The sequence below is a fragment of the Streptomyces sp. NPDC056883 genome (genome assembly GCF_042788835.1).
GTDB lineage: Bacteria > Actinomycetota > Actinomycetes > Streptomycetales > Streptomycetaceae > Streptomyces > Streptomyces stoeckheimensis.
In genome coordinates this window covers 100,618-113,899 of the sequence record NZ_JBHUBS010000019.1, presented here as the reverse complement: position 1 = coordinate 113,899, position 13,282 = coordinate 100,618, and the positions used below count along the sequence as shown (strand labels likewise).

10 protein-coding genes are annotated in these 13,282 nt (G+C 69.9%); 1 reads left to right on the top strand and 9 read right to left on the bottom strand.

Features of this window, described 5'->3' with window-relative positions:
* Positions 1-133 precede the first annotated feature (133 nt).
* From ACFRU2_RS33970 to ACFRU2_RS33930, 9 genes are all read right to left on the bottom strand, one after another.
* Positions 134-850, bottom strand: a complete 717-nt coding sequence (locus tag ACFRU2_RS33970) for an ABC transporter ATP-binding protein (protein ID WP_250744986.1) — start codon at positions 848-850, stop codon at positions 134-136.
* The gene (locus ACFRU2_RS33965) at positions 847-1,770 is read right to left on the bottom strand and encodes an ABC transporter ATP-binding protein (RefSeq protein WP_382979702.1); all 924 of its coding nucleotides are present in this window, start codon (positions 1,768-1,770) and stop codon (positions 847-849) included. The genes ACFRU2_RS33970 and ACFRU2_RS33965 overlap by 4 nt, the downstream gene beginning before the upstream one ends.
* Positions 1,771-1,773: 3 nt before the next feature.
* Complete coding sequence (locus ACFRU2_RS33960; RefSeq protein ID WP_382979700.1) at positions 1,774-3,597, bottom strand: branched-chain amino acid ABC transporter permease; 1,824 nt, start codon at positions 3,595-3,597, stop codon at positions 1,774-1,776.
* Between the two features lie 5 nt (positions 3,598-3,602).
* Entirely contained in the window at positions 3,603-4,532 is a 930-nt protein-coding gene (locus ACFRU2_RS33955) for a branched-chain amino acid ABC transporter permease (RefSeq protein ID WP_382979698.1), read from the bottom strand.
* Between the two features lie 155 nt (positions 4,533-4,687).
* The gene (locus tag ACFRU2_RS33950; RefSeq protein WP_375955651.1) at positions 4,688-5,917 is read right to left on the bottom strand and encodes a branched-chain amino acid ABC transporter substrate-binding protein; all 1,230 of its coding nucleotides are present in this window, start codon (positions 5,915-5,917) and stop codon (positions 4,688-4,690) included.
* A gap of 301 nt (positions 5,918-6,218) precedes the next feature.
* Positions 6,219-6,899, bottom strand: coding sequence for a Tat pathway signal sequence domain protein (locus ACFRU2_RS33945; RefSeq protein WP_382979696.1), 681 nt, complete (start codon positions 6,897-6,899; stop codon positions 6,219-6,221).
* On the bottom strand, positions 6,896-7,309 hold the full coding sequence (locus ACFRU2_RS33940) for a hypothetical protein (protein WP_382979694.1): 414 nt from the start codon (positions 7,307-7,309) through the stop codon (positions 6,896-6,898). Before ACFRU2_RS33940 ends, ACFRU2_RS33945 begins: the two co-directional genes overlap by 4 nt.
* Before the next feature lie 38 nt (positions 7,310-7,347).
* The gene (locus ACFRU2_RS33935; protein ID WP_274552450.1) at positions 7,348-7,827 is read right to left on the bottom strand and encodes a PaaI family thioesterase; all 480 of its coding nucleotides are present in this window, start codon (positions 7,825-7,827) and stop codon (positions 7,348-7,350) included.
* Positions 7,828-7,881: 54 nt separating this feature from the next.
* Complete coding sequence (locus tag ACFRU2_RS33930; RefSeq protein ID WP_382979692.1) at positions 7,882-10,152, bottom strand: FdhF/YdeP family oxidoreductase; 2,271 nt, start codon at positions 10,150-10,152, stop codon at positions 7,882-7,884.
* Between the two features lie 397 nt (positions 10,153-10,549).
* On the opposite strand from ACFRU2_RS33930, the gene polA reads away from it, so the two are divergent.
* Entirely contained in the window at positions 10,550-13,273 is a 2,724-nt protein-coding gene (gene polA, locus ACFRU2_RS33925; RefSeq protein ID WP_382979690.1) for a DNA polymerase I, read from the top strand.
* Positions 13,274-13,282 lie beyond the last annotated feature (9 nt).

The window sequence follows — 13,282 nt, the reverse complement described above, 5'->3', positions numbered from 1 at the left end:
CGAGAAGAAGAAAAAGGAAAAAAAGAGGCCCACAGGAAAAAGGGAAAAGAAAAACCAAAAAGAAAAAAAAGTTCCCCCCCCCCCAAAAACAAAGGCCCGGCCCCCGTGCCTCACTCGTACGAGGGGGCGGGGACTAGTCCTCGCCGAGGTACGCCTTGCGGACGTCCTCGTTGACCAGGAGCTCGCGGCCCGGGCCCGACAGGACGACCTTGCCGATCTCCATCACGTGGCCCTGGTCGGCCAGGGAGAGCGCCGCCTGGGCGTTCTGCTCGACCAGGAGGATGGTCGTGCCCTGGGACTTGAGCTCGGCGATGGTCGCCATGATCTTCTGCATCATGATCGGCGAGAGGCCCATGGAGGGCTCGTCGAGCATCAGCAGCTTCGGGCGGGACATGAGCGCGCGGCCCATGGCGAGCATCTGCTGCTCGCCGCCCGAGAGGGTGCCGGCGGCCTGCTTGCGGCGCTCTCCCAGGATCGGGAAGAGGTCGTAGGCGCGCTGGACGTCCTTCTGGATGCCGTCCTTGTCCTTGCGGAGGAAGGCGCCCAGGAGGAGGTTGTCCTCGATGGTCATGCGCGGGAAGATGTGCCGCCCCTCGGGGGAGTGGGCGAGTCCGAGCGCGACGATGTCGTGCGCGGGGATCTTCTTGAGGGACTTGCCCTGGAACTTGATCTGGCCGCCGCGCGGCTTGATCAGGCCCGAGAGGGTGCGCAGGGTCGTCGTCTTGCCGGCGCCGTTGGTGCCGATGAGGGTGACGATCTGGCCGGCGTCGACGCTGAACGAGATGCCCTTGACGGCTTCGATCTTGCCGTAGGCGACGCGGAGGTCCTCGACCTCGAGGAGTGCGGTCACCGGTCTTCTCCGTCCGTGCTGGTCGCGCTGGTCGTGCCGTCCGTCGCTTCGCCGTGTGCCGCCTCGCTGTGCGCTTCGGCTGCTTCGACTTCGGCGAGTTCCTCGGCGCCGGGGGCGCCTTCGAAGGGTTCGCCGAGGTAGGCGGCGATGACGCGCTCGTCGCCCTGGACCTCGGCGGCGGTGCCTTCGATGAGCTTTTCGCCCTGGACGAGGCAGGCGACGCGGTCGCAGAGGTTGAAGATGAAGCGCATGTCGTGCTCGATGACGAGGACGGCGATGCCCTGGTCCCGGATGGCGAAGATGAGCTCTTCGGTGGTCCGGGTCTCCTGCGGGTTCATGCCGGCGGTGGGCTCGTCCAGGAGGATGAGGCCGGGGTCGCTGGCCAGCGCGCGGGCGATTTCGAGCTTGCGCTGTTCGCCGTAGGGGAGGTTGCGGGCGAGGTGTTCGGCCTTGTGGTCGAGGCCGATGAACTCGAGGAGTTCCATGGCCCGCTTGCGGCTCGCTGCTTCTTCCCGGCTGAAGTTGGGGAGGCGCAGGAGGGAGGACCAGAGGCCGACCTTGGTGCGGGTGTGGCGGCCGACGAGGACGTTTTCCAGGACCGTCATGTTGTTGAAGAGACGGATGTTCTGGAAGGTGCGGGCGATGCCGGCCGCGGTGACCTTGTACGACTTGGGGGGCAGGACCGTGCCCTTGTACCGGACTTCTCCCTCGGTGGGGATGTAGAGGCCGGTGAGGCAGTTGAAGAAGGTGGTCTTGCCTGCGCCGTTGGGGCCGATGAGGCCGACGATTTCGCCGCTGCGCACGGTGAGGTCGACGTTCTTGACGGCGGTGAGGCCGCCGAAGCGCATCGTGACGCCGCGTGCGTCGAGGACGGTCTCCGCCGTGGTGGCGGGGGTGGTTTCGGTGGTGGTCGTCGTCATGGGTCAGACCCCTGCCTTACCGAGGACCGTGGGCGCTTCCATGTCCTTGTGGAGTTCGAGCTGGTTGCGCTTGTTGGGGATGAGACCTTCGGGGCGCAGGCGCATCAGGACGATGAGTGCGACGCCGAAGGCGAGGAGCTGGTACTCGCCCAGGAACTGGAGCTTGTTGGGGAGCAGGAAGAGGAGCGATCCGCCGACGAGGGGGCCGGAGATGGTTCCCATGCCGCCGAGGACGACCGCGGCGAGCAGGAAGGCGGAGTTCGGGGGTACGGCGTTGGCGAAGACGTACTGGTCCGGGGTGACGGTGTAGTTCACGTGGGCCTGTACGGCGCCCGCGAGTCCGGCGAGGGTGGCGCCGAGGGCGAAGGCGATGAGCTTGACGCGGAAGCCGTTGATGCCCATGGCTTCGGCGGCGGTCTCGTCTTCGCGGATGGCGACCCAGGCGCGGCCGATGCGGGATTCGGAGCTCCGCCGGAAGACCATGACCACGATGAGGGTGATCAGGAGCATCAGGAAGAAGTAGTTGGCGAAGCGTCCGATGGTGAAGCCGGCGACGGTGTGGGTGGCGCCGAAGTCGAATCCGAAGAGGTCGACGTTGGGGATGTTGGCGATGCCGTTGGGCCCGTTGGTGATGTCGGGGCCGGAGACGCCGTCGAGGTTGTTCATGGAGATGCGGAAGATCTCACCGAAGCCGAGCGTCACGATGGCGAGGTAGTCGCCGCGCAGTCGCAGGGTGGGTGCGCCGATGAGGACGCCGAAGACCATGGAGGCGGCGGCGCCGATGAGGATGGCGGCCCAGAAGGGGAGCTGCACTCCGAAGGGGGAGTTGGGGGAGCCGGAGACCAGGGCCGCGGTGTAGGCGCCGACGCCGAGGAAGGCGACGTAGCCGAGGTCGAGGAGGCCGGTGAGGCCGACGACGATGTTCAGGCCGAGTGCGACGGTGGCGAAGATGAGGATGTTGACGCCGAGGGTCGCGTACTGGTCGTCGGACTGGGTGAAGGGGAAGGCTGCCGCGGCTGCGAAGGCGCCGACGAGGGCGACGTTGCGGTGGCGGGTGGTGAGGGTGGTGATGCGGGCCATGAGGCCGGCCTTGTTGAAGGCGGCGAAGCCGAAGCCGGCGGTGATCAGGAAGCCGATGAAGAGTTCCTGGTACGGGGTGGTGATGCCGTACGTGAAGACGCCGAGGCCGACGGCGAGGACGCCGGCGATGATCAGGATCTCGGTCCAGGCGGGGAGCGCGCGGGCGGGCTTGGCCGGGCCGGAGGTGAAGGCGGCCTTGGCGGAGGTGACCTTGTTGCGCGCGTTGTGCTTGAACTGTTCCCAGCTGCTGTCGTCGGGGTCGGGTCCTTCGAGGACGGGGCGTTCGAAGGGGAGCGCGAGGGCGCCGACGAGGGCGAGGAGGGAAACGAGGAGAGCGATTCCGGCGCCGGGTTCGAGGTCGACGATGACGCCGTTGAGGCTCACGATCGCGAACACGGTGTACGCGGTGGTGACGAAGGCGGCGAGGGCCGAGAGCTTGATGGCGGCGTCGGCGCCTGCGGGGGTGAGCCAGCCCAGGCCCTTGATCCCGTAGGAGGAGAGGCCGAAGAGGGTGGTGAGGAGGCCGCCGACGAGGACGAGCCACTGGAGTCCGCCGGGGTATCCGACGACGGTGAGGTCGCCGGGGAAGGCGGTGGTCCAGGTCCAGGGGAGGAAGCAGGAGGCGACGGTGAGGGCGCCGCCCGCGGTGGCGAGGGCGCGGCCGGTCTTCTCCGGGAGGGGGATGAATCCCTTGGCCTTGGTGGGCTCTGCGTTCATGGTCGTGGTGTCCGTGGTGGTGGTCGTCATGGTCATCACGCCCTGTCCGCGACGCGCTCGCCCAGCAGGCCTTGTGGCCTGAAGAGGAGGACGAGGATGAGGAGGACGAACGCCCAGGTGTTGCCCCAGGTCTGTCCGCCGAGCTGTTCGAAGCCGGGGATGTCGGCGACGTAGGCGGTGGTGAGGGTCTCGGCGAGGCCGAGGACGAGTCCGCCGATCATGGCGCCGTAGATGTTGCCGATGCCGCCGAGGACTGCTGCGGTGAAGGCCTTGAGGCCGAGCAGGAAGCCCATCTTGAAGTTGACTTCGCCGTACTTGAGGCCGTAGGCGACGGCTCCGACCGCGGCGAAGGCGGCGCCGAGGGCGAACGCGACCGTGATGATGCGGTCGGTGTTGATGCCCATGAGCTTGGCGGTGTCGGGGTCCTGCGAGGTGGCCTGCATGCCGCGGCCGGTGCGGGTCTTCTTGACGAAGAAGCCGAGGATGGCCATGGAGATGGGGGCGGCGAGCAGGAGGAAGACGTCACCGGTCTGGATGGTGATGCTGCCGATGTGGAAGGGGCCGCCGGGGATCTCGGGGAAGACGACCTTCGACTTGGCTCCGGGGTACCAGGCCCATACGGCCTGCTGGAGCGCGAGGGAGAGGCCGATGGCGGTGATGAGCGGGGCGAGGCGGGGAGCGCTGCGCAGGGGGCGGTAGGCGAATCGTTCGGCACCGACGGCGATGAGGGTGGCGACGATGACCGCGCCTATGAGCATGAGGGGGAGGGCGATCCACATCGTGGTGCCCCCGGGGAGCATGGTCCAGACGGTGAGGGCCCCGAATCCGCCGGTCATGAAGATCTCGCCATGCGCGAAGTTGATGAGCTGGACGATGCCGTAGACCATCGTGTAGCCAATGGCGACGAGCCCGTACATGGATCCCAGTAGCAGGCCGTTGACCAGCTGTTGCGGCAGTTCGTGCACCGCAGGTCCTCCGAGTCTTTCGACGGATGTGACACCGCGCGGGGCGCTTTTTGTGCGCGCCCCGCGCGGCGGGTGTGACTGTTGTGGGTGGTGCTCCGGGGGCCGGCCGTTCGAGCGGACTACCGGCTACCGGTGGGTGGTGCGGCGGGCTGGGGTCAGCCGCCGAGGGTGCCCGACTCGACGGACTTCCACTCGGTGCCCTCGACCTTGTAGACGGTGAGCTGCTTGTTGGTGGCGTCACCGAACTCGTCGAAGGAGACCTTGCCGGTCACACCGTCGAAGGAGACGCCCTGGACGGCGGCGAGGACCTTGGCGCGGGCGTCGGCGGGGAGCTTGCCGTTGTTGGCGTCGACGGTGGCCTTGACGGCCTCGATGATCGCCCAGGCGGAGTCGTAGGAGTAGCCGCCGTACGCGGCGAAGGGCTCCTTGTATCCGGCCTTGGTGTAGTTGGCGACGAAGTCCTTGGCGGACGGCAGGCTCTCGACCGGGGCGCCGACCGAGGTGGCCAGGTCGCCCGCGGCGCCGGCGCCGGCGAGCTCGACGTACTTCTTGTCGTAGATGCCGTCACCGCCGACGAGCGGGATGGTGGCGCCGGAGGCCTTGATCTGCTTGGAGAGCGGGCCGGCCGCGGGGTACTCGCCACCGTAGTAGACGACGTCCGCGCCGGAGTTCTTGACCTGGGTCACGATGGCGCCGAAGTCGGTGCTCTCCGGGTCGATGTGGCCTTCGCCGGCGACCTTGCCGCCGAGCTTGGTGAACTCGCCCTTGAAGGTGCCCGCGAGGCCGGCGCCGTACGTCTTCTTGTCGTCGATGATGAAGACGTTCTTCTTGCCGGCCTTGTTGAAGAGGTACTGCGCCGCGAACGGGCCCTGGATGGCGTCCGTGGTGGCGGTGCGGAAGTAGCTCTTGTAGGTGCGGACCTTCTCGCCGGTCGCCCACTTCGGCCCCTGGGTGAGGGAGGGGCTGGTGTTGGCCGGGGAGATCTGGACGAGCTTGGCGTCGTCGAAGACCTTCTGCATGGACTCCGAGACGGAGGAGTTCAGCGGGCCGACGACACCGAGGACGTCCTTGTTGGCGGTGAGCTTGGTGGCGTTCTGCTGGCCGGAGGAGGCCTGCGCCTGGTCGTCGAGGGCTTCGATCTTGAAGGTGACGCCCTTGACGTACTTCTTCTCGTTGGCCTGCTTGGCGGCGAGGTCCGCGGAGTTCTTGATGCCGAGGCCGAGGGCCGAGAGGTCACCGGTCAGAGGGGCGTCGACGCCGATGATGACCGTGGTGTCGCCGCTGCCGGCGTCGTTGGCCTTGTCTCCGCGCGATCCGCAGGCGGTGAGGGTGAGGGCGCCCGCGGCGAGCGCGGCGGTCACGGCAATGAGAGAACGCTGACGCACGATCAGTCCTTTCCTGGCACTGCGTCCCCCGTGGGACGCACCGTGTCGAACGCGGGGAACCGAACTGAAAGGAATCCGGCTGGTCGCGGTGACTGGCCGTGACTCTAAGCGGGTCTTAGGGCGTTATGGAGGGCTGAGGCCAATGATGTGACTCTCTTGTTATGCCACGGCGTAATACATAGCGGATCTCTGCGGGTGGAAAGGGGGAAATCCGGCCGGTTCGTCTTGTCCGCATGGTGAGATGTGGCAGGACCGTTGGCTGGTTTGAGTCCTGTCGCGCCAGGACTCTGGGCCCTTTTGGTCATGACGGAGATGGGGTGCTCGCGTCTCGATCTTCGGGACAGGCCCTGGTCAGAGCGGTGGAGAGATCGCGCGCATAACGGTCACCGGGGATGTAGCTGTGATCCTCTTTCTCAAACCCATTACTTAGGGTTACTTCCAGGAAAGGGAGCCCGGAATTCCGTGCCACATGCACGCAGTCTGTGACGCGAATCCGTACCGCGAGGTCACGGGCCTCCCCGGGGGCGAGCGTGGCCGGAAGTGGTGGCTCGACCTCCACCGCCAGAGCCCGCGAGGACTGCTCCAGCCGCTCCAGGGTGACGGCCGGACCGGCCGCGGCGCGCACACGCACGGTGAACGCGAAGGCCGTGCCGGAAGGGGGCCGGCCGGAGTCCTGCCCCGGGCCCTGCCCCGGGTCCTGCCCGGCCGGACCGACGTAGGCGAGGGAGAACACCTGCGAGGGTGCGGGCGGCCTGTACGGGGCGGGGCGCGGCCGGGCCGCGTACAGCGCGGCCCCGGCGACGATGACGGCGGACGCGCAGGTCAGCGCCCCGAGGGCCAGGACGGCCCGCCGGTGGCCCTCGTAGGCCTCGTGGAGCCGTCGGACGGCCGGGGGCGTGTGCGGCGTACGGGGCGCGGGGCGCGGGCCCTCGTGGGCCTCCGTGCCCTCTCCGGGCTCGATCGGGCCGATGCCGCCGCTCACTGCCAGGGACCGTCCGTCGGGGCGCCCGACCGGTAGCGGTCCGCGCAGCGGCGCTCCGCCTCCCGGGCGGTGAGCTCGCGCGCGGCCGCCGGGCCTTTGGCGTCCCGCTCGGCGCGGGCGTCGGCGAGGACGGCGCGCAGGATGTCGTTCTGGCCGCCGGACAGGCCCATGGACTGGTAGTCGAGGTGGACGGCGTCGCTGCCCTCGCCCGCGTCGAGGACGACGCCCGCCCAGTGGGTGATCAGGCGGGTGCAGACGTCCTGGGGCGCCGGTGCGGCGGAGGCGCTGGGGGAGGTGTTGGCGGAGGCGGTTTCGGGATCGCCGCCGGTGCAGCCGAGCGGTGCGGCGGCCAGCAGCGCCGTCGTCGCCGCTGCGGCCAGGGCGCGTCGCGGCGCCGGTCCGGATCCCATGCGGGAACGCTAGACCGGCGCCGCTGCGAGGGCAACGGCTAGTTGTTGCCGTCCTGTTGCGGGTTCGCGTCGCGCAGCAGGCAGGTCAGGCGGGCGGTGCAGACGCGGCGGTCCTGTTCGTCCGTGATGACCACCTCGTAGGTGGCGGTGGAGCGTCCCCGGTGCACGGGGGTCGCGACGCCGGTGACCAGGCCGGACCGGGCGCCGCGGTGGTGGGTGCAGTTCAGGTCGACGCCGACGGCGACCTTGGTGATGCCGCCGTGCATCATCGCGCCGACCGAGCCGAGGGTCTCGGCGAGCACGGCGGAGGCCCCGCCGTGGAGGAGGCCGTAGGGCTGGGTGTTGCCCTCGACGGGCATGGTGGCGACGACGCGCTCGGCGGAGGCTTCGAGGATGCGGATGTCCATCCGCTTGCCGAGGTCGCCCGCCGAGAACAGCGCGGGCAGGTCGATGCCCAGGGCCGTGTACTCGTCGAGGACCTCCTGCGGGAACTTCACCGCGTGCTGCTGCTCGCCCATGGGCCGACTCCGTTCGTCAACGCTCGTTAACCATCTGATGCTCAGGTCGTTCTATCAGGCGGGCTCGAAGCGCACGACGACGGACTTGCTCGCCGGGGTATTGCTGACGTCCGCCGTGGAGTCGAGGGGCACCAGCACGTTGGTCTCGGGGTAGTAGGCGGCGGCGCAGCCGCGGGCGGTCGGGTAGTGCACGACGCGGAAGCCGGGGGCGCGCCGCTCCACGCCGTCGCGCCACTCGCCGACGAGGTCGGTGTACGAGCCGTCGGCGAGCCCGAGTTCGGCGGCGTCCTCGGGGTTGACCATGACCACGCGGCGGCCGCCGGTGATCCCGCGGTAGCGGTCGTCGAGGCCGTAGATGGTGGTGTTGTACTGGTCGTGGCTGCGCAGGGTCTGCAGGAGCAGGCGCCCCGCCGGGAGGTGCGGGTACTCCACGGGTGCGGCGGTGAAGTTCGCCTTGCCGGTCTTGGTGGGGAAGCGGCGCTCGTCGCGCGGGGCGTGCGGGAGCTGGAAGCCGCCGGGGCGGGCCACGCGGGCGTTGAAGTCCTCGAAGCCGGGGACGACGCGGGAGATCCGGTCGCGGATGGCGGCGTAGTCGTGTCCGAACTCCTCCCAGGGGGTCCGGGAGGCGTCGCCGAGGACGGCGCGGGCCATGCGGGCCACGATCGCGGGCTCGGAGAGCAGGTGCGGGGAGGCGGGGGCGAGGTTGCCGCGCGAGGAGTGGACCATGCCCATGGAGTCCTCGACGGTCACGAACTGCTTGCCGCTCGCCTGGACGTCCTTGTCGGTGCGGCCGAGGGTGGGCAGGATCAGGGCGCGCCGGCCGGTGACCGCGTGGGAGCGGTTGAGCTTGGTGGAGACGTGCACGGTCAGGGAGGTGTTGCGGATCGCTGCCTCGGTGACCTCGGTGTCGGGGGTGGCGCCGACGAAGTTGCCGCCCATGGCGAAGAGCACCTTGGCCTCGCCGTCGCGCAGGGCCTGGATGGAGCGGACCACGTCGAAGCCGTGCTCGCGGGGCGAGGTGATGCCGAATTCCTTGTCGAGCGCGTCGAGGAAGGCGGGCGCGGGGCGCTCGAAGATCCCCATGGTGCGGTCGCCCTGGACGTTGGAGTGGCCGCGGACGGGGCAGACGCCGGCGCCGGGGCGGCCGATGTTGCCGCGCAGGAGCAGCAGGTTGACGACCTCGCGGATGGTGGCGACGGAGTGCTTGTGCTGGGTCAGGCCCATGGCCCAGCAGACGATGGTGCGCTTCGAGGCCAGGATCATGGCCAGGGCGCGCTCGATGTCGGGGCGGGTCAGGCCGGTGGCGGTGAGCGTCTCGTCCCAGTCGGTGTCCTTGGCGGCGGCCGCGAACTCCTCGTAGCCGTGGGTGTGTTCGCTGATGAACTGCTCGTCGGTGGCGCCGCCCGCCTCGATGACCAGCTTGTTCAGGAGGCGGAAGAGGGCCTGGTCGCCGCCGATGCGGATCTGGAGGAACAGGTCGTTGAGGGCGGTGCCCTTGAGCATGCCGAGGGGCGTCTGCGGGTTCTTGAACCGCTCCATGCCGGCCTCGGGCAGCGGGTTCACCGAGATGATCTTCGCGCCGGCGGACTTGGCCTTCTCCAGGGCGGAGAGCATGCGCGGGTGGTTGGTGCCCGGGTTCTGTCCGGCGACGATGATCAGGTCGGCCTGGTGGAGGTCTTCGAGGGAGACGCTGCCCTTGCCGATGCCGATGGTCTCGTTCAGTGCGGAGCCCGAGGACTCGTGGCACATGTTCGAGCAGTCGGGGAGGTTGTTGGTGCCGAACTCGCGGACGAACAGCTGGAAGAGGAAGGCCGCTTCGTTGCTGGTGCGGCCCGAGGTGTAGAAGAGGGCCTCGTCGGGGGAGTCCAGGGCGCGCAGCTCCTCCGCAATCACTGCGAAGGCCCGCTCCCAGCTCACGGCCTCGTACCGGTCGGCGCCTTCCGCCAGAAGCATGGGCTGGGTGATCCGGCCCTGCTGGCCCAGCCAGTAGCCGGAGCGGCCGGCGAGGTCGGACACGGGGTGCTCGGCGAAGAACGCGGGGGTGACCCGGCGCAGGGTGGCTTCCTCCGCGACGGCCTTGGCGCCGTTCTCGCAGAACTCGGCGGTGTGCCGCTTGTCGCCCTCGGGCCAGGCGCAGCCGGGGCAGTCGAAGCCGTTCTTCTGGTTGACCTTGAGGAGGGTGCGGGCGCTACGGGCCAGGCCCATCTGCTCCTGCGCGACCCTCAGGGTGTGCCCGATCGCGGGCAGGCCGGCGGCCGCGTGCTGAGGGGGCGCTACCTGCGGTGCGTCCTGTACGGGATCACCTGTGGGCGGCTTGGTGGCCATGTCGCTCCCCTTCGAGCGTGCGTGCGAATGCAGCACATAGTGCCGCACTTACGATCCTTTCACGGTCGCCGGGTCGGCGGGAGGGCGGTCCGGAGCGCCCGGAGGCCGGGACGGGTGCGCCGGGGGCGGCCGCTGCGACCGATGCGCCGGGGGTGGTCACGGCGACCGATGCGCCTGGGGTGGCCGCCGCGACCGATGCGCCGGAGGTGGCTGCCGCGACGGAGGCCGCGGGGCGAGGCCCGGCGGGAGGAGGCGGTGCGAGGCGGGGCGAGGCCCGGCGGGAGGCCCCGGGGGGAGGCGGACGCGGGCCCGTGCGGGGCCCTGCCCGGCCGGCCGTCCACTGACCGGGTGACGGCCGGCGCCGGAATTGTCAGTCCGGCGGCCTAGGATCGGGGGCGTGGCAGATTCAGCATCGAAGAAGACCGACCAGCCGACCGCAGCGGACCGCCCCCGCCTGATGCTCATGGACGGGCACTCCCTGGCGTACCGGGCGTTCTTCGCGCTGCCCGCGGAGAACTTCACCACCGCGACCGGGCAGCCGACCAACGCCATCTACGGGTTCGCGTCGATGCTGGCGAACACGCTGCGCGACGAGGCGCCCACGCACTTCGCGGTGGCGTTCGACGTGTCCCGCAAGACGTGGCGCTCGGCGGAGTTCCCCGAGTACAAGGCGAACCGTTCCAAGACCCCCGACGAGTTCAAGGGGCAGGTGGAGCTGATCGGCGAGCTGCTCGACGCGATGAAGGTGCCGCGGTTCGCGGTCGACGGCTTCGAGGCCGACGACGTGATCGCCACGCTCGCCACGCAGGCCGAGGCCCTCGGCTTCGACGTGCTGATCGTCACCGGCGACCGGGACTCCTTCCAGCTCGTCTCCGAGCACACCACGGTGCTCTACCCGACCAAGGGCGTCTCCGAGCTCACCCGCTTCACCCCCGAGAAGGTCGAGGAGAAGTACGGGCTCACCCCCCAGCAGTACCCGGACTTCGCGGCCCTGCGCGGCGACCCGTCCGACAACCTCCCCGGCATCCCGGGCGTCGGCGAGAAGACCGCCGCCAAGTGGATCACCCAGTTCGGGTCCTTCGCGGAGCTCGTCGAGCGCGCCGAGGAGGTCAAGGGCAAGGCCGGGCAGAACTTCCGCGACCACCTGGACGCCGTGAAGCTCAACCGGGTCCTGACCGAGATGGTCAAGGACGTCGCCCTGCCCAAGACCCCCGCCGACCTGGCCCGCGCCCCCTACGACCGGACCGCCGTCACCGGAGTCCTGGACGTACTGGAGATCCGCAACGCCTCCCTGCGCGAGCGGCTGCTCGCCGTGGACCCCGGCGCCGCCGAGGAGGCGGCCCCCGCCCCGGCGGCCGCCGCCGTATCGCTCGACGGCTCCGTGCTGGGCGCCGGCGAGCTCGCCCCGTGGCTGGAGAGCCACGCGGGCGCCCCGCTTGGCATCTCCACCGTCGACACCTGGGCGCTCGGCACCGGCAACGTCTCCGAGATCGCACTGGCCTCGGCCGGCGGCGCCGCCGCCTGGTTCGAGCCGTCCGCGCTGGACGAGGCCGACGAGCGGGCCTTCGCCGCCTGGGCCGCCGACGCCGACCGGCCGAAGGTCGTGCACAACGCCAAGGCCCTGATGCGCGTCTTCCCGGAGCACGGCTGGACCCTGGCCGGCGTCGCCATGGACACCGCGCTCGCCGCCTACCTGGTCAAGCCGGGCCGCCGCTCCTTCGCGCTGGACGTGCTCTCCCAGGAGTACCTGCACCGGGAGCTGGCGCCCGCCGCCGCCGACGGGCAGCTCGCCTTCGGCGCCGACGACACCGCCGAGGCCGAAGCCCTCATGGCGCAGGCACGCGCCGTCCTGGACCTCGGCGACGCCTTCGCCGTCAAGCTGCCCGAGGTGGGCGCCGCCGAGCTGCTCCACGACATGGAGCTGCCCACCTCCGAGCTGCTCGCCCGCCTGGAGCGGGCCGGCATCGCCGTCGACCAGAGCCACCTCGAAGCGATGGAGCAGCAGTTCGCCGCGGCCGTGCAGCAGGCGGTGAAGGAGGCGCACGCGGCGGTGGGCCACGAGTTCAACCTCGGCTCGCCCAAGCAGCTCCAGGAGGTCTTCTTCGGCGAGCTGGACCTGCCGAAGACGAAGAAGACCAAGACCGGCTACACCACGGACGCCGACGCGCTCGCCTGGCTGGCCACCCAGACCGACCACGAACTGCCCGTGCTCATGCTCCGCCACCGGGAGCAGGCCAAGCTGCGCGTCACTGTCGAGGGCCTGGTCAAGATGATCGCCGCCGACGGCCGGGTGCACACCAGCTTCAGCCAGACCGTCGCCGCGACCGGCCGGCTGTCCTCCACCGACCCCAACCTGCAGAACGTGCCGGTGCGCACCGACGAGGGCCGGGCCATCCGCCGCGGCTTCGTCGTCGGCGAGGGCTACGAATCCCTCATGACCGCCGACTACAGCCAGATCGAGCTGCGCGTCATGGCCCACCTCTCCGAGGACGAGGGCCTGCTCGAAGCCTTCCAGTCGGGCGAGGACCTGCACACCACCGTCGCCTCCCAGGTGTTCGGCGTCGAGCGCTCCGAGGTCGACGCCGAGATGCGGCGCAAGATCAAGGCCATGTCCTACGGTCTGGCCTACGGGCTCTCCGCGTTCGGCCTCGCCCAGCAGCTGAACATCGAGCCCGGCGAGGCCCGCGGCCTGATGGAGACCTTCTTCGAGCGCTTCGGCGGAGTCCGGGACTACCTGGGCCGCGTCGTCGAAGAGGCCCGCGCCACCGGCTACACGGCCACCGTCTTCGGCCGCCGCCGCTACCTCCCCGACCTCAACAGCGACAACCGCCAGCGCCGCGAGGCCGCCGAGCGGATGGCGCTGAACGCCCCGATCCAGGGCACCGCCGCCGACATCGTCAAGGTCGCGATGCTGCGCGTGGACAAGGCGATCACCGAGGCGGGGCTGAAGTCGCGGATGCTGCTCCAGGTCCACGACGAAATCGTGCTGGAGATCGCGCCCGGAGAGCGCAAGCAGGTGGAGGAGCTGGTGCGCCGCGAGATGGCCGCCGCCGTCGACCTGCGGGCCCCGCTGGACGTGTCCGTGGGCGTCGGCCCCGACTGGGAGTCCGCCGCGCACTGATCGCCCGCA

Coding starts and splice junctions, on each gene's coding strand:
- ACFRU2_RS33965 (WP_382979702.1), bottom strand. CDS start 1,770: ATGACGACGACCACCACCGAAACCACCCCCGCCACCACGGCGGAGACC.
- ACFRU2_RS33960 (WP_382979700.1), bottom strand. CDS start 3,597: ATGACGACCACCACCACGGACACCACGACCATGAACGCAGAGCCCACC.
- ACFRU2_RS33940 (WP_382979694.1), bottom strand. CDS start 7,309: ATGGGATCCGGACCGGCGCCGCGACGCGCCCTGGCCGCAGCGGCGACG.
- ACFRU2_RS33935 (WP_274552450.1), bottom strand. CDS start 7,827: ATGGGCGAGCAGCAGCACGCGGTGAAGTTCCCGCAGGAGGTCCTCGAC.
- ACFRU2_RS33930 (WP_382979692.1), bottom strand. CDS start 10,152: ATGGCCACCAAGCCGCCCACAGGTGATCCCGTACAGGACGCACCGCAG.